This window comes from Mesorhizobium sp. M0862 (genome assembly GCF_040319795.1).
In the GTDB taxonomy this organism is placed as follows: domain Bacteria; phylum Pseudomonadota; class Alphaproteobacteria; order Rhizobiales; family Rhizobiaceae; genus Mesorhizobium.
In genome coordinates, this window is record NZ_JAMYOJ010000012.1 from 184,948 (window position 1) to 200,649 (window position 15,702).

Genomic DNA, 15,702 nt, shown 5'->3' on the forward strand with positions numbered 1-15,702 from the left:
AAGTACAAGCGACCCCATCCTCCTCAACGGCGCGAGCGCCCGGAGGTTGCCTGCGGCCCATCACGAACGGTAACCACGCCGTTACGCGCCAATCGCTTCCAGCCCTTCTTCCAGCCAGTCGGCCAAAAGCGGCATGCCGAGCAGGTATTTCGCCGTGCGCTTGTTGGCGCGGTCGCGCGCGGCGGCAACCGCATCGGACCATTCCGCTGCGTCATAGTCGCCGCGGCCGACCCAGGCCAGCGCGATCAACTCGGCCGCTTCGTCGACGTTGAGGTCGTTGATCAGCTCGCGCAGCTCTTCCTCGGTGAGGTCTTCCGCGCTTTCCTCCGCCAGACCGTCATGGTGGTGATTGGCATGTGATTCACCATCGAGCTCGACCTCATGCTCGGCACCGTCGGCATAGTCTTCGTTGACGGCAGCACTCAGTCCCTTTGCCTTGAGAATGAACAGGCGCACGGTGTCCGGGCCGATCGATAGCTCCCATTCCCGCTCACGGCGCTGTTGCACTCTCGGGCACCCCCGCTGATCATTTCCGGAATGATAGCGGATTTGCAGCGCGCGTCACGTCATGTTCTGATCCCTGGCTCCCGCCTTTGACCGAATTCAGGTTAGGCACGGCCGCACAAATAGTTTCGGCGGCTGCGGGTTTCCGGGATGAAAAGTCTGCATCCCGGCGTTAGCTTTTCATTATCGTCATTATCCCTCAAGATCGTCATTATCCCTCAAGGAGGCTTCGATGCATAAAAGAGTGTTGATCCAGGCGGCTGCGGCGCTTGTGGCGCTGCAGTTCTTTGCGGTTCCGGTGTTTGCGGCCGGCGGCGGTGGCGGTGGTACCGAGACCACCACCCAGTGCAAGAAGGGGCAGGTCTGGGACAAGAAAAAGCAGAAATGCGTCGCGCCGAAGTACGGCATGCTGGACGACGACAACATCTACGATGCTGGTCACGACCTGGCCATGGCCGGGCGTTATGATGAGGCGATCGCCGTGCTCAGCCTTGCCGCCAACAAGCAGGATCCACGCATCCTCAACTATCTCGGCTATTCGCATCGCCATTCCGGCCGTGTCACCGTCGGCCTCGGCTATTACGAGGAAGCGCTCCGCATCAACCCGGATTACACGCTGGTGCGCGAATATCTCGGCGAGGCCCATCTGCAGATCGGCGATCTGGCCGGCGCCCAGGCGCAGCTGGCCGAGATCGAGAAGCGGACCGGCAAAGGTTCCCGCGAATACGGCATGCTGGCCGAACAGATCTACCATTTCATGAGAAGCTGACCCAACCCCAACGGCTTCTCTGGGCCGGCTGCGAGCAATCGCAGTCGGTTTTTTGGTTGTCGCAACTGCAACACGCTGCACGTGCCGTAACGACAATTGGACAATCGGCTCATGATTTTTCAAAAAGCCTGCTTTTTCAGCGTGAAAAACGCGCGAGGATCGCTATATTGGGGAAAACTGCGGTGAAACGGTTCCGTTAGCCCGAGGCTGCCGGACCCGTTTTCTTTTTATACCCATCGACAAGGCTTTCCCCGAAATGCGGGGGTGGCGGCAGGAAAGGTCAGGCATCATGAACAAGGTCCCGATGACAGGCGAGGGGTTCGCGTCATTGAAGGAAGAACTGCGCTGGCGCCAGCAGCAAGAGCGGCCGCGTATCATCGAGGCGATCTCCGAAGCGCGCTCGCATGGCGACCTGTCCGAAAATGCCGAATATCATGCCGCCAAAGAGGCGCAGAGCCTCAATGAGGGCCGTGTCAACGAACTGGAAGACTATATTGCTCGGGCCGAGGTGATCGACGTCACCAAGCTTAGCGGCGACAAGGTCAAGTTCGGCGCCACGGTGGTGCTGGTCGACGAGGACACCGAGGAAAAGAAGACCTACCAGATCGTCGGCGACCAGGAAGCGGACGTGAAATCGGGCCGTATTTCGATCTCCTCGCCGATTGCCCGTGCTCTGATCGGCAAGGAAGTCGGCGACGCGATTGAGGTCAACGCACCTGGCGGCGCCAGGGGTTACGAGATCGTCCAGGTGCAATTTATCTAGCACCTCAGAATTCTGGAAGGTCCTATGCCGCAGCTTGGAGCTTAAGGGCTAATAGCTTTTCTGCTTCCGACACCACCTGTGCCGGCACGAGGCGCTCCCCCGATGCGGCCAGCAACGTTGAGGCATATTGCCCGCGCGGGCCGGTCAAACCCGGCTCGGTCGCCAGGAACACCGCGACCGTCGGCAGGCCGAAGGCGCTGGCGAGGTGGGTCAGACCGGTGTCGGCGCCGATAACCAGCGTCGAGCGGCCAAGGATCGCGGCAATGTCTGCCAGCGGCGATCTCGGCACCACGATCGTTGACGGCACAGCTTTCGAGATCGCCTTGGCCACCGCCTTCTCACGCTCGTTCGACCAGGTGGTGACCGGCGTCATTCCGCTACCAACCAGCAGGCGAGCCGTTTCGATCCAGTCTTCGGCGGGCCATTTCTTGTCCTCGCGGCTGGTGCCGTGCAGCAGGAAGGCCGTCTTGCCGTCAATGCCGGCCAGGCCGCCGGGAGGCGGCACAATCCCGGATGCGAGCGCCGAAAGATCGGGCTCGTAGCCGAGCGCCAGCCCGAACAGCCGGCGCGTGCGTTCGATGGCGTGCAGGTTGCGCGGCACGGCGTATTTGCGCTGGTAAAACAACGTTGCCGAGGGCTCCCGCGCGCTTGCGCGTTCGAAACCTGCGATTGGTGCCGCTGCCTGTTTCGCCACCAGGGCCGATTTTAGCAGCCCCTGCGCATCGATGACGAGGTCGTACTCGCCTGCTTGCAGAGCGCGGCGCAAGCTTGTCGCCTCCCGCCATGTGCCGGCGTTGAACAGATGCTTGCGCCAGCGCCGGATGGCGACGGTATGGATCTTTGCTATCGCCGGATGCAGCGCGACGATGCCGGCAAAGGCCTCTTCGACGCACCAGTCGAAGGCGATATCGGGGCGCTTGCGGCGTGCATCTTCGACGGCGGGGAAGGTGTGGATGACGTCGCCCATCGAGGAGGTCTTGACGATCAACACCTTCATGCGGCGGCCGGGAGTTCCAGCAACCTGTCCGCCGCCGCTGCCACTCGGGCAACGTCCAGCGTCTTCAGGCAGTTGAGGTGGCCGAGCGGACAGACCTTCCGGTGGCAGGGCGAACAGGACAGATGCAACCAGATCAGTTCGCGCTGTTCAGCCAACGGCGGCGTGTTTTCCGGCGAGGTCGAACCGTAGACGGCAACGACCGGCGTGCCGACGGCGGCCGCGACATGCATCAGCCCGCTGTCGTTGGACACCGCCAGCCTGGCCGCGGCGATCAGGTCGATGGCGTCCTCCAGCCGCGTCTTTCCTGCCAGATCGACGACACCGGGCGCGAGTGCTGCGATCTCGGCGGTGACGTCGCGATCGTTCTTCGAGCCGAACAACGCGACCTTGAATCCTTTCGCCATCATCTCTCTGGCGAGGCCGGCATAGCTTTCGCTAGGCCAGCGTTTGGCCGGACCGAATTCGGCGCCGGGCATCATGGCGACGAATTTTCCCGGCTGAAGTGCGAAGCGAGCGAGCAGCTCTTTCTGATTGCCGGCGTCGACGGTGAGCCGCGGCGGCCGGAAATGTCCGCCTTGGGCGAGGCCAAAATAGGCCTGCGCGGTGTGCCGTTTGACGGCATCGGGCAGCGGCAAGATGTCGGTCAGCAGGCCATAGCGCATTTCGCGCAAATTGCCGAAACGGCGCGGAATGCGGGCAAAGAACGGGATCAGCGCCGATTTCCAGCTACCCGGCAGGACGTAGGCCATGTCGTAGCGGCCGCGCAGCAGGCGGCCGAAGCGGCGGCGAATGATGAATTCAAGCGCGCCGGGTTGCAGCGGGAAATCGATCTGCTGGCGAATCTCGGGCATGCGCTTGACCAGCGGGGCCGCCCAGGCCGGGGCAAGCACGTCGATGGCGGCGTTGGGATGGAGCTCCTTCAATGCCGAGAACAGGCACTGAGCCATGACCATATCGCCCACCCAGCGTGGGCCGATCACGAGGATCGTTGGGCTTTCAGCCATTCGACATAGTCTCTGACGCCGGTTTCCACGCTGCGGAATTGCCCATTATAGCCGGCTGCGCGCAAGCGGGACATATCAGCCTGGGTAAAACTCTGGTAGCTGCCCTTGAGGTGATCGGGGAATTCGATGAACTCGATCTCGCCCTGGCCCAGCGTATCGATCACGGTCTCGGCAATGGCGCGGAACGGCTGGGCGCGGCCGGTGCCGCAGTTGAAGATGCCGCTCGAGCCGCGCTTCCACAGCCACAGATTGACGTCGGCGACATCGCCGACGTGAATGAAGTCGCGGCTTTGTTCGCCGGGGCCGAAGCCGTCATGGGCGCCGAACAGCTTTGGGTTTTCGCCGCGCCCGACCTGATTGAACAGATGGAAGGCGACCGAGGCCATGGCGCCCTTGTGCGCCTCGCGCGGGCCATAGACGTTGAAGTAGCGCAGGCCCGCGACCTGCGAATGATCGGTGTCGAACACGGTGCGCCTGACATAGTCGTCGAATAGTTTCTTCGAATAGGCGTAGACGTTGAGCGGCCGCTCAAGTGCGGGGTCCTCGCGAAACTCCGAACCGCCGCCGTAGACGGAAGCCGAGGAGGCATAGAGGAACGGTATGCGCAGCGAAAGACAGCCATGCAGCAACCGCTTTGAGAAGGCGTAGTTCACGTCCATCATGAACTTGCCGTTCCATTCCGTGGTGGTCGAGCAGGCGCCCTGGTGGAAGACGGCCTCCACTCGGCCTAGGTCGCCGGCTTCCAAGGTGGCCAAGAATTCGTCCTTGTCGAGATAGTCGGCTATCTGCAAATCGGCCAGGTTGGCGATCTTGTGGCCGTCGGTGAGGTCGTCGACGACGAGGATGTCATCATGGCCTTCGGCATTGAGTGCGGCGACGATGTTGGAGCCGATCATGCCGGCCCCGCCCGTGACGATGATCATGAAGGCCTCTGGTTGCTTGCGATTCCGGTCCTTATAAGGGAGGGCAGCCGGGCTGTCGATGAAGCACCACGACGACATAGTGAGACTGCGAAGCGCCCGCTTTATCGAGGCCCGCAAACTAGGGGACAAAAAATGCCGTCGACCGAACTGCTCATTGCGTTTTTCGCCACCACGGCGATCTTTGCCTATATTCCAGGACCGGCCATGCTCTATGCCGCCGCGCAGACCATGGCGCGCGGGCGCTGGTCGGGGCTGACGGCGGCACTTGGCATCCATCTTGGCGGTTATTTCCATGTCTTTGCGGCTGCCGCCGGGCTGTCGGTGCTCTTCCATGCGGTGCCGCCGCTCTACATGGCGGTCAAGCTCATCGGCGCGCTCTATCTGATCTGGCTTGGCGTGTCCTTGTTCCGCAAGCGCGGGGACGGTGACACGGCGCTGCCGGCGATCGAGCGCAAATCGGCGCGCCGGGCATTTTTCGAGAGCATCACCGTCGAAGTGCTCAATCCGAAGACGGCGATCTTCTTCATGGCGTTCCTGCCACAGTTCATCGATGCCTCGGCGGGGTTCCCGGTGTGGCTGCAATTCGTCGTGCTGGGCACCATCGTCAATTTAATGTTCTCTTCGGCAGATATTGTCTGCGTGTTGCTGGCAGGCATGGTGATCGCCCGGCTGAAGCGCTCCAGCCGTGCGCAGCGCATCATGCAGCGGGCGGGCGGGGCGGTGCTGGTCGGACTGGGCGTCCACGTCGCGTTGCAGAAGAGCTGACGGCCGCCCTGACGTTGCGCTGCGCGGATTTGCGGTATATCGGCTTCGCCATGAACGATCCGGCCCGTAAATTGACAATTTTCAGCGTGATTGAGGTCGGCCTTTCCCTCGCATTGCCAGTGACATGATCAAGCACAATCCGCCTTCGCCCGAACCTTTGCACCGCGCCATTGCCCGCTTTGGCGACGTTGCCGTGCTGGTGGTCGGCGACTTCATCCTCGACCGTTTCGTCAACGGCGTCATCGAGCGCATCTCGCCGGAAGCGCCGATCCCGGTGCTGCACGGGCGCGGTGAGACCTCGACGATGGGCGGCGCAGGCAACGTTGTCGCCAACATCGTCTCGCTGGGTGCCAGCGCTATTCCCATATCGGTGATCGGCACCGATGTGGCCGGCGACAATCTGGTGCGGATGCTTGGCGAACTCGGCGCCGACACGGCTGATATGGGGCAGGAGCGCGGCCGCAAGACGTCGTCGAAGAGCCGCTTCAGCGCGCTCAATCAGCAGGTGCTGCGCTTCGATGAGGAAGAGATCAAGCCGCTCGACGACAAGGAACGGGCGGACCTGGTCCGGCATTTTCGCGCCGCACTCACGCGCGCCGACATCGTCATTCTGTCCGACTATGGCAAGGGCATCTTGCTCGACGGCGTCGCTGCCGACCTGATCGCCATCTGCCGCGAGGCGGGAAAACCGGTGCTGGTCGATCCCAAGGGCCGCGACTATGCGCGCTATGCCGGCGCGACCGCCATCACGCCCAACCGCAAGGAGCTTGGCGAAGCTGTCGGTCGCCCGGTTTTCGCCGACGACGAGATCGTCGCGGCGGCACGCCAGCTGATTTCGGCACATGGCTTCGACTTCGTCGTCGCCACCCGCAGCGAAAAGGGCATGAGCGTCGTCGGCGCGGATGAGGCGCGCCACATCGCCACCCAGGCGCGCGAAGTGTTCGACGTTTCGGGCGCCGGCGATACGGTCATCGCGAGCTTCGCGCTGGCTCTGGCCGCGGGCGCCGATCGCATCATGGCCGCCTCCATCGCCAATGCCGCCGGCGGTGTGGTGGTGGGCAAACGCGGCACCGCGCGGCTGACCGTGGAGGAACTCACCGGCGCGCTGTTCCGCTCGCACGGCCCCACCGCCCACAAGGACGCCATCCTCGATGCCGCATCGGCCGCGCGCATGGTGGCGGCTTGGAAGGACGAGGGCCTGAGCGTCGGCTTCACCAATGGCTGCTTCGATATATTGCATGCCGGCCATGTCAGTCTTCTCCACGCGGCGCGCAGCCAGTGCGACCGGCTGGTGCTCGGCCTCAACAGCGATGCCTCGGTGCGTCGGCTGAAAGGCGCCGGGCGCCCGGTCAACGATCAGCATGATCGTGCCTGCGTGCTCGCCGCCCTGGCCTCGGTCGATGCGGTCGTGGTGTTCGAAGAGGATACGCCGCTGGCGCTGATCGAGGCGCTTCTGCCCGACATTCTGGTCAAGGGCGCCGACTACACGGTCGAAACCGTTGTCGGCGCCGATGTGGTGCAGAAGGCGGGCGGGCGCGTCGTCCTGGTCGACCTTGTCGCCGGCAAGAGCACCACCGGCACGATCGGCAAATTGCGCGCCGGTACTACAAACTGAGGAATTCATGTCGGGACTGAACGATTACCTTGTCCGCTCGGCGGCCGCCATCACCGCCACGGTTGAGCGCGACCTGACCAGCGAGATGGAACGCGCCGTGAGCGCTGTGGTATCGGCGCTCTCGTCGGGCAAGGCGCTGCTGGTCTGCGGCAATGGCGGCTCGGCCAGCGACGCCATCCATATCGCCACCGAACTGGTCGGCCGCTTTCTTAGGGAGCGCAAGGCCTACAATGTCATTGCGCTGCCGGCCAACGCCGGGATGCTGACCGCCTGGGGCAACGACTACGGCTTCGACACGGTGTTTTCGCGCCAGGTCGAGGCGCATGGCGCGCCCGGCGGCGTGCTGCTTGCCATCTCGACCAGCGGCAATTCGCCGAGCATTCTGGCTGCCGCCGAACAGGCTCGGATGATGGGCATGACGGTGGTCAGCCTCACCGGCGACAGCGGTGGCAAACTCAAGCCGCTCACCGACATACTGCTCAACGTGCCCTCGACCTCGACGCCGATCATCCAGCAGGGACATCTCTGCCTCTACCACTATCTCTGCGAGGTGGTGGAAGACCGTCTGTCGAATGGCTGACACCGGGGCCTACGGTCCATACCCGCTGGCTGAGCCCGGCCTGTGGGTTGAGCGGGTGGGTTCGCGGGTGTTTCCAGCCAACGCGCCGGCGCTGTTCCTCGACCGCGACGGCACCATCAATGTCGATACGGGTTATCCCGACGATCCCGCCAAAATGGTGCTGCGCGACGGCATCGTGCCGGTCATCGCGGCGGCCAACCGGGGCAACATCCCGGTGGTCATCGTCACCAACCAGTCCGGCATCGCGCGCGGCTATTTCGGCTGGAAGGAATTTGCCGCGGTCAACGGCCGGGTTCTCAAGCTGCTTGCCGCCGGCGATGCCTTCGTCGACATGGTTCTGGCCTGCGCCTACCACGAGGCGGGCAGCGGGCCACTGGCGGTCGCCGACCATCCAATGCGCAAGCCCAATCCGGGCATGCTGCTACAGGCCCGGCAGCGCCTCGGCCTCGATCTCAAACGCTCGCTGATCGTCGGCGACAATCCCGCGGATATGCAGGCCGGACAACGTGCCGGCCTGCCGCGCGGCTGGCTGGTGGATGGCGAGGGAAGTAATGAGCCGGGCTTCGAGGTTCTGCCGCTGCGCAACCCCGATGATCTGGTATGGCTTTTGGGGGCTATCGAGTCGCTCGCCCGAATCTAGGACGATCATGGGGCGCTGAACGCCACCAGCCCTTCGTCCTTGACGCGGCGGATGGTCAGCGCGGTGCGCACCGTGTCGACATTCGGCGCCGAAGCCAGTTCTTCGATGACGAAGGTCTGGAAGGTGCCGAGATCACTCGCCACGCAATGCAGCAGGAAGTCGGATTCGCCCGAGACCATCCAGGCGTCGCGCACGATCGGCCAGCCGCGAGTGCGCTCGGCGAAGGTTTTGAGTTCCGCGTCGGCCTGGTGATGCAGGCCGATCAGGCAGAAGGCGACGACATCCATGCCGAGCGCCGGCGCGTTGAGCAAGGCGCGATAGCCTCTGATGATGCCGCTTTCCTCCAGCCGCCGGACACGGCGCAGGCAGGGCGGGGCGGAAATGCCGACACGGCTCGACAGTTCGACATTGGTCATGCGCCCGTCGGCCTGAAGCTCGCGCAGAATCTTCCAGTCGATGGCGTCGAGGTCGGCTTTCAGGGGCATGGCGGTCTCGGCTTAGCGCAAGAATCTTTCGCGCTCTCGTCCTTAAACGACTTTTGTGTCGATGCCAGCCCTTTGGTCGGGCGATTTCGCAACCGTAACGAAAGCGGCCATTGCGCGAATATGCCTGTAGGCCGAAGCTTTCCGGGGACGACTGCCTGATCGTCTTGCTGGTGTGGTTGGCAACCCTTACATTACCAGCAACATTTCACGTCGTTTTCCAAGGCACACTCGATTGTCTGCCCCGCAGAGGCTTTAGATGACCACCAAGCACGCGCCTGTCCTTATCATCGGTTCCGGCCCGGCCGGCTATACCGCCGCAGTATACGCCGCGCGCGCCATGCTCAAGCCGATGCTCGTAGCAGGCTTGCAGCAGGGCGGGCAGCTGATGATCACCACCGATGTCGAAAACTATCCGGGCTTCGCCGATCCGATCCAGGGCCCGTGGCTGATGGAGCAGATGCTGAAGCAGGCCGAGCATGTCGGCACCGATATCATCAACGACATCATCACCGAGGTTGACCTCAATGTGCGGCCGTTCCGCGCCACGGGCGATTCCGGCACCACCTACACGGCCGACGCGCTGATCATTGCCACCGGCGCGCAGGCGAAATGGCTGGGCATCCCCACCGAACAGACCTTCATGGGCTTCGGCGTGTCGGCCTGCGCCACCTGCGATGGTTTTTTCTATCGCGGCAAGGATGTCGCTGTCATCGGCGGCGGCAATTCGGCGGTGGAGGAGGCGCTCTATCTCTCCAATCTGGCGAAGAGCGTGACCGTCATCCACCGGCGCAACGATTTCCGCGCCGAGCGCATCCTGCGTGAGCGGCTGTTGAAAAAGGACAATGTCCGAGTCATCTGGGACACGATCGTCGACGAGATCACCGGCCGGCCCGGCAAGACGCCGCTGCCGCCTTCGGTCGAAGGGCTGAAGCTCAGAAATGCGGTGACCGGTGAGGTCACCCACCTCCAGGTGGACGGCGTCTTCGTGGCGATCGGCCATGCGCCGGCGGTGGAATTGTTTGTCGGCAAGCTGAAGCAGAAGCCGAACGGCTATCTGTGGACGGCGCCGAATTCGACCCGCACGGACGTTCCCGGCGTGTTCGCCGCCGGTGACGTGACCGACGATATCTACCGTCAGGCGGTGACCGCCGCCGGGCTCGGCTGCATGGCCGCGCTCGAGGCGGAAAAATACCTGGCCGGCATCGAGGTGCACCGCGAAGCGGCGGAATAAAATCTATCAAGACGGCGTCGCAAGCCGTTCAAAAGCCTGATTTTTCATTCAGACGCCAAGAACAGAACGAGGGGAATTCAATGGCGTTGGACTGGGACAAGCTTCGCGTGTTTCACGCAGCGGCGGAGGCTGGGTCGTTTACCCATGCCGCCGAGACTTTGCACCTGTCGCAATCGGCGATTTCACGCCAGGTCAGCGCGCTCGAGCATGACGTCGGGGTGCCGCTGTTCAATCGCCATGCCCGCGGCCTGGTGCTGACCGAGCAGGGCGAAATGCTGTTCCGCACGGCGCATGACGTGCTGATGAAGCTGGAGACCATCAAGTCGAAGCTGACCGAGGCAAAGGACCGTCCCTCAGGCGTGCTCAGGGTGACGACGACAGTCGGGCTTGGCGCCGGTTGGCTGACCGAACGGGTGCAGGAGTTCATCGAGCTCTATCCCGAAATCAGCCTGCAGTTGATCCTCGCCAATGAGGAACTCGACCTCACCATGCGCCAGGCGGATTGCGCGATCCGTCTGCGCCAGCCGCAGCAGCCGGACCTGATCCAGCGCCGCCTGTTCACTGTGCATTTCCACCTCTATGCCTCGCCGTCCTATGTCGGCAAGCACGGCAAGCCGACCTCGGTCGCCGATCTGAAGAACCATCGCATCGTCACTTTCGGTGTGCCGGTGCCGTCGCATCTGTCGGAGCTGAACTGGCTGGAAACGATCGGCGATTTCGACGGTGGGCAAAGGGTGCCGACGCTGCAGATCAACGACATCTTGTCGATCAAGCGCGCCGTGCAGGGCGGCGCCGGCATCGCCATGCTGCCCGACTACGTGATCTCCAAGGAATCGGATCTGGTGCAGCTTTTGCCGGAGACCGAGGTGCCGTCCTTCGACACCTATTTCGCCTATCCCGATGCAATGAAGAACCAGGCCAAGCTGCACGTCTTCCGCGACTTCATCATCGCCAAAGCGCGCAGCTGGTCATTTTAAACATGGCCTTGGGAGGTGCTGGTCACCCCCGCCACGGCGTCAGCCGTGGCAGCCAGCCGGGAACATTGCGGCGGTAGGTCTCGTATTCGCCGCCGTAGCGGCGGGCGAGAGTCGGCTCCTCATAGAACCTGACGAAAGAGCCCATGACGATCGCGCCGATGGCGGCATAGGCAGCGACGCTCCAGCTTGAAAACAGCAACGCCTGGCCGAGGATGATCGACAGCACGGCGACGTACATCGGGTTGCGGACATGGCGGTAGACGCCGCCGATCACCAGTCTCTCGGTGGGTGCTACAGGCGCCGGCGTGCCCAGGCCTTCGAGCGCGAAGCGGGCAAAGGAATGGACGAGCAGGGCGATGGCCGCGACGATCAGGAGGGAGCCAGCCGGCAAGAAGCCGGGCACCGTCGACCGCGGCAGACGGTAGCGGTCCGTCAGCAGCCAGGGCACCAGCCCGGCCACGACACAAGGTGCGGCGATGAAGAAGACCGCGCTGCCGGCGATCGCCTGGGGTGTCCGCATGTCAGGTCTCCCTTCTTCCGGCCGACCCTTCCCATCCCGCTGCCGCAAAAATAAACGCCTGCTGCCCGATTCAACGTCATTCGGCTTTTTGCCCGCGAGCGCGAGAATCAGCCCGACTTGCGGTTCTGCGAAGGCAACAGCACGGTCGCGCCATTCATTTGGCAACTTTTCGTGGTCCTATGGCCCCTAGACATGGGTTAGACCACAGCCTGTACCTTTTTGCATGCGTGTGTTGCAAAATAGATGCTTGTTTCTTGGGCATGAACAGCACATATATAGATCATCTCCTGGGCGCGTTCTCCTCCCATTAGCGCCCTCGAGTGTTCCCCTCTGGAGGTTAGCCTTAACAGGCACTTCCAATCAAACTCAGCCGGATCTTCATTGATCCGGCTTTTTTGTTTCCGGGCCTGCCGTAGCCAGCGAAAAATCGAGCAAAATCGCCGCGTAACAGTGACATGTAACCTCAGGTAACATGCCGCAGGCGCGATTCATCGTTTAAGCAGATCATAGGACGCGGTGTGGTTCGACCGGGAGATGGGGGCATCACTCGGAAGATCCGGGCTCAGGCGGCTACCGCGTCCGAACCTATTCGTCTGTAAGTGCCGTATGGCGCGGCGGATACGTGCGGCGGACCTGCCGTTTTCCTCCCAAGAAGACGGTCCGCAATAAGAGCGGCGTCCGGGTCATCCGGGCGCCGTTTTTTGTGCGGATCATCCTTCGGCCTGTCAGGCAGCCTTGCCGTTGGCGTTCATCGCCTCGTCGGCCAACCGTCCGGTCAGCTCGGCCATGTGATCGAAGGCGCAACGATAGCTGGCGACGCCGGAGGTCGCCGAGCGCAGTTCGATGATCAGGTCGCCGATCTCGGCCTGCGGCATGGTCGCCTCCACGACATCCCATCCCGGCCAGTCAGGCCGCGCGTCGTAGCCAAGGATCTGCCCGCGCCGTTGCGGGATCAGCGCGATGATCTTCGAAGTGGCTTCGGACGGCGTGACGATCTCGACCTTCATGACCGGCTCGAGCAGCACCGGCGAGCAGGCCGCCATGCCTTCCTTCATGGCCAGCTTGGCCGCCATCTGGAAAGCCATGTCGGAGGAATCGACGGCGTGGTAGGAGCCGTCGGAGAGGTTGACAGCGACATCGACCACAGGGAAGCCGAGCGGGCCGGATTTCAGATAATCGCGCACGCCGGTTTCGACCGACTGGATGTAGGTCTTGGGCACGACGCCGCCGGTGATGGTGTCCGAGAACTGAAAGCCGGAGCCGCGCGGCAGCGGCTTGATCTCGATCACCACATCGCCGAACTGGCCATGGCCGCCGGACTGCTTCTTGTGGCGGCCGCGCTGCTGCACCGTCTTTCGGATCGTCTCGCGATAGGGGACGGCAGGCGCATGGCCTTCGACCGGAATCTGATTCTTGCCTTCCAGCCGCTCGCGCACGACCCGCAGATGCATCTCGCCATGGCCGGACAGCACGGTCTCGGCCGAGTCCTGATTGTGGCGCAAGGTGAGCGAGGGATCTTCCTCGGCCAGGCGCTGGATGGCCGCCGACATTTTGACCTCGTCCTTGCGCTCCTTCGGCCGCAGGGCAAAGGCAAAGACCGGCTGCGGCGGCGTCAGCGTGACCAGCGGCTTGATACCGCCCTTCGTGGAGCTCAACGTCTGGCCGGTCTTGACCTCGTCCAGCTTGCCCAACGCCACCGTGTCGCCGGCCTTGGCAGCGGTGAGCTTGGATTGGTCCTTGCCGAGCATCTTGTAGATGCCGGAGACCTTCGCCGTCTCGCCATTCGACAAATAGAGTTCGGCTGCATCGGCGATCTGGCCGGAGAGTACGCGCGACACGGACAGCTTGCCGCCATGCGCGGTGTGGATGGTCTTCATCACCTGGACCACGGTGTGATTGCCGTCGGGGACGCCGAGCCGTTTGCGCGTCGCCTCGACATCCGGTGCGTCATGGCGGATCGCCTTCAAAAGGCGCAGCACGCCGTTGCCTTTTTCGGCGGTGCCGATCAGCACCGGCGTTATGGCGCCGGCGCGCAGGTCGGCGGACAGATCGTCGAAGACCGCGTCTTTCGGCGGCTCGATCTCCTCCAGCAACTGCTCCATCAACTGGTCGTCATGGTCGGCAAGCGTCTCCAGCATGGAGAAGCGAGCCTCCAGTTCGCGCGCCTTGTCATCAGTTGGAATTTCGGCAACCTGGCTTTCGGCATATTCGCGGTAGATGTAGGCGCGCTCCAGCGCCAGGTCGATCGAACCGATCACCACATTGTCCTTGCGCAGCGGAATCTGGCGCAGCAACAGCGGCGCCGCGCTCGCCGGCTGCAGCATCTTCAGCGTATCGCGTACGCCGGCGATTGCCTTGTCGACCTTGTTGAGGAACAGGATGCGCGGCACGCCGAGATCGTCGAGCTTGCGCATGATGAGCTGCAAGGCTGGGATCTTCTTCTCGTCGGCCTCGGCGACGACCACCGCGAGATCGCAGGCTGCCAGCACCGGCTCGGCCTCGAAGGAGAATTCGATCGATCCGGGACAGTCGACGAAGGTGATCTGCTCGCCCATGAATTCGGTGGTGGCAAAGGTCGCCTCGACGCTCATGGCGTGCGCCCGCGCCTCGGGCGAATGATCGGAAACGGTGCTTCCCGATGAAACGGGATTTTGGCGGGGGATGGCGCCCGTACGGGCGAGGATGGCTTCGAGAAGTGTCGTCTTACCGCTTGCAAAGGGACCGACTATGGCAATGCATTTCGGTCCCGTGCGTCGTCCTCCGGCGCGAGTACCCATGGCTGACCTCCACTCAGGCTTGGCCCTTGGAGTGCGATCAGCAAAAGTGGAAACGGTTTTGCGCCGATCGCACCCTGTCGTGAGCGGCGGCCGGCCTGTTCGACCGTCGCGGGGCGGGGTTGTTTCTCTTAGCCACCTGCCCAAGCCCATCGTCCCACGGGTTAGCCGGCAGGGCAAGGAAAATAGGAATCCGGTGCGCCGTCAGGCGGCCGAGGCAAGACCCCGGGATCAGAACCGTCCGGCGATTTCAGCTTGCCTGGGTGCGGCGCGTGGGCGTGGCGGCTGCACTCTGCTTCACCACCATCTCGGCGTAGCGCGACAGCAACGGGTTGAACAGGTCTGGGCGTTCCCAGAACGGTGCATGGCCGGCGCCTGATATGACATGGCATTGTTCCCACAGCGAGCCATAGGCCACCGTCTCGAAGTAACTCAGCCGCACCAGCGGATCATGCTCTCCATTGATCACCGCAACCGGGAACGGGGCGTGCTCGACCACCTGTTTCTGGTCGGCGCCCTTGCCGGCAAACATGCTGCGCGCCACGCCGGCGCGAAGCCTGCCGTCGGTGCGCCTTATGGCTTCGCGGAAAGACGGACTGGCGGTATCGCCGAAGCAAAGCGCCTCGAAGCGCTCGATGTCGCGTTCGGAGTAGACCTTCTTGGAGGCCAGCAGCATGTCCCAGTTTGCGTGAAAGCCGCGCAGCATGCCGAACGGCCCCCTCGACACCGGCGGCGCTCCGGTCAGCACCAGGCCGTTCACCGCATGGTGGAAGCTGGCAAGTTCGACCGCCACATGGCCACCGAGCGACCAGCCGAAGATGATCGCGTGGCCGATGCCCAAAGCGTCGAGAAGCCGGGCTGAGGTCTGGGCAAGGCCGGTAATCGTATAGGCGGTCGCCGGGTCGCGGGCATCGGAGGACTCGCCATGGCCGGGAAGGTCGAAGGCGATCAGCCGATGGGCATCGGCAAGCGGGCTGTCGAACTGACGGGCAAACACGGCGCGCGAACTGCCCGAGCCATGGATCATGACGATGGGCATGCCGGACCCAGACGACTGGCTGAGGCGCAAGTCGGCCTGCGGCGTGCGGATGCTGCGGTGAGTGATGCTCATGCTGGATTAGACCTTGAGATTTGCCTGACCGCCAACATCGCATC

At 63.2% G+C, this 15,702-nt stretch carries 16 protein-coding genes; 8 read left to right on the top strand and 8 right to left on the bottom strand.

Going from position 1 to position 15,702, the window contains the following annotated elements; genetic code table 11:
- Nucleotides 1-81 precede the first annotated feature (81 nt).
- Nucleotides 82-507, bottom strand: a complete 426-nt coding sequence (locus NKI15_RS19625) for a DUF3775 domain-containing protein (protein ID WP_023683751.1) — start codon at nucleotides 505-507, stop codon at nucleotides 82-84.
- Nucleotides 508-736: 229 nt separating this feature from the next.
- Between NKI15_RS19625 and NKI15_RS19630 the strand changes: the two genes are divergently transcribed.
- Nucleotides 737-1,273, top strand: coding sequence for a tetratricopeptide repeat protein (locus NKI15_RS19630; RefSeq protein ID WP_023741092.1), 537 nt, complete (start codon nucleotides 737-739; stop codon nucleotides 1,271-1,273).
- A 289-nt stretch (nucleotides 1,274-1,562) separates the two neighbouring features.
- Entirely contained in the window at nucleotides 1,563-2,036 is a 474-nt protein-coding gene (gene greA, locus NKI15_RS19635; RefSeq protein ID WP_023683753.1) for a transcription elongation factor GreA, read from the top strand.
- 22 nt (nucleotides 2,037-2,058) lie between these two features.
- Here the strand turns inward: greA and waaC are convergent, their stop codons facing one another.
- The 3 genes from waaC to rfaD are packed head-to-tail and all read right to left on the bottom strand — an operon-like array spanning nucleotide 2,059 to nucleotide 4,960.
- Nucleotides 2,059-3,033: a lipopolysaccharide heptosyltransferase I gene (gene waaC, locus NKI15_RS19640; RefSeq protein WP_352513931.1), complete on the bottom strand. Its 975-nt coding sequence runs from the start codon at nucleotides 3,031-3,033 to the stop codon at nucleotides 2,059-2,061.
- A complete protein-coding gene (gene waaF / locus NKI15_RS19645; protein WP_023683755.1) occupies nucleotides 3,030-4,037 on the bottom strand; it encodes a lipopolysaccharide heptosyltransferase II in 1,008 nt (335 codons plus the stop codon). Before waaF ends, waaC begins: the two co-directional genes overlap by 4 nt.
- Nucleotides 4,010-4,960 carry an ADP-glyceromanno-heptose 6-epimerase gene (gene rfaD / locus NKI15_RS19650; RefSeq protein ID WP_023683756.1) on the bottom strand — a complete coding sequence of 317 codons (951 nt, stop codon included), beginning with the start codon at nucleotides 4,958-4,960 and terminating at the stop codon, nucleotides 4,010-4,012. Before rfaD ends, waaF begins: the two co-directional genes overlap by 28 nt.
- 132 nt (nucleotides 4,961-5,092) lie before the next feature.
- Here rfaD and NKI15_RS19655 point away from each other — a divergent pair, with 132 nt between their 5' ends.
- The 4 genes from NKI15_RS19655 to NKI15_RS19670 all read left to right on the top strand — a co-directional run bounded on the left by NKI15_RS19655 (nucleotide 5,093) and on the right by NKI15_RS19670 (nucleotide 8,560).
- Entirely contained in the window at nucleotides 5,093-5,725 is a 633-nt protein-coding gene (locus NKI15_RS19655; RefSeq protein ID WP_023671977.1) for a LysE family translocator, read from the top strand.
- A gap of 124 nt (nucleotides 5,726-5,849) precedes the next feature.
- A complete protein-coding gene (gene rfaE1 / locus NKI15_RS19660; RefSeq protein WP_023741094.1) occupies nucleotides 5,850-7,340 on the top strand; it encodes a D-glycero-beta-D-manno-heptose-7-phosphate kinase in 1,491 nt (496 codons plus the stop codon).
- Between the two features lie 7 nt (nucleotides 7,341-7,347).
- A complete protein-coding gene (locus NKI15_RS19665; protein ID WP_023741095.1) occupies nucleotides 7,348-7,920 on the top strand; it encodes a D-sedoheptulose-7-phosphate isomerase in 573 nt (190 codons plus the stop codon).
- On the top strand, nucleotides 7,913-8,560 hold the full coding sequence (locus NKI15_RS19670; protein WP_023741096.1) for a D-glycero-alpha-D-manno-heptose-1,7-bisphosphate 7-phosphatase: 648 nt from the start codon (nucleotides 7,913-7,915) through the stop codon (nucleotides 8,558-8,560). The genes NKI15_RS19665 and NKI15_RS19670 overlap by 8 nt, the downstream gene beginning before the upstream one ends.
- A gap of 5 nt (nucleotides 8,561-8,565) precedes the next feature.
- Here the strand turns inward: NKI15_RS19670 and NKI15_RS19675 are convergent, their stop codons facing one another.
- Nucleotides 8,566-9,045, bottom strand: coding sequence for an Lrp/AsnC family transcriptional regulator (locus NKI15_RS19675; RefSeq protein WP_023705869.1), 480 nt, complete (start codon nucleotides 9,043-9,045; stop codon nucleotides 8,566-8,568).
- 256 nt (nucleotides 9,046-9,301) lie between these two features.
- Here NKI15_RS19675 and trxB point away from each other — a divergent pair, with 256 nt between their 5' ends.
- Together trxB and NKI15_RS19685 are read left to right on the top strand one after the other, a co-directional pair.
- Nucleotides 9,302-10,276, top strand: a complete 975-nt coding sequence (trxB, locus tag NKI15_RS19680) for a thioredoxin-disulfide reductase (RefSeq protein ID WP_023705868.1) — start codon at nucleotides 9,302-9,304, stop codon at nucleotides 10,274-10,276.
- A gap of 80 nt (nucleotides 10,277-10,356) precedes the next feature.
- Nucleotides 10,357-11,253, top strand: coding sequence for a LysR family transcriptional regulator (locus tag NKI15_RS19685; protein WP_023671970.1), 897 nt, complete (start codon nucleotides 10,357-10,359; stop codon nucleotides 11,251-11,253).
- 22 nt (nucleotides 11,254-11,275) lie between these two features.
- Here NKI15_RS19685 and NKI15_RS19690 read toward each other — a convergent pair whose 3' ends face one another.
- The 3 genes from NKI15_RS19690 to NKI15_RS19700 form a co-directional block, all read right to left on the bottom strand.
- A complete protein-coding gene (locus NKI15_RS19690; RefSeq protein ID WP_352513930.1) occupies nucleotides 11,276-11,773 on the bottom strand; it encodes a methyltransferase family protein in 498 nt (165 codons plus the stop codon).
- 725 nt (nucleotides 11,774-12,498) lie between these two features.
- On the bottom strand, nucleotides 12,499-14,550 hold the full coding sequence (locus tag NKI15_RS19695; RefSeq protein WP_352513929.1) for an elongation factor G: 2,052 nt from the start codon (nucleotides 14,548-14,550) through the stop codon (nucleotides 12,499-12,501).
- A gap of 247 nt (nucleotides 14,551-14,797) precedes the next feature.
- The gene (locus tag NKI15_RS19700; protein WP_027049932.1) at nucleotides 14,798-15,658 is read right to left on the bottom strand and encodes an alpha/beta fold hydrolase; all 861 of its coding nucleotides are present in this window, start codon (nucleotides 15,656-15,658) and stop codon (nucleotides 14,798-14,800) included.
- Nucleotides 15,659-15,702 lie beyond the last annotated feature (44 nt).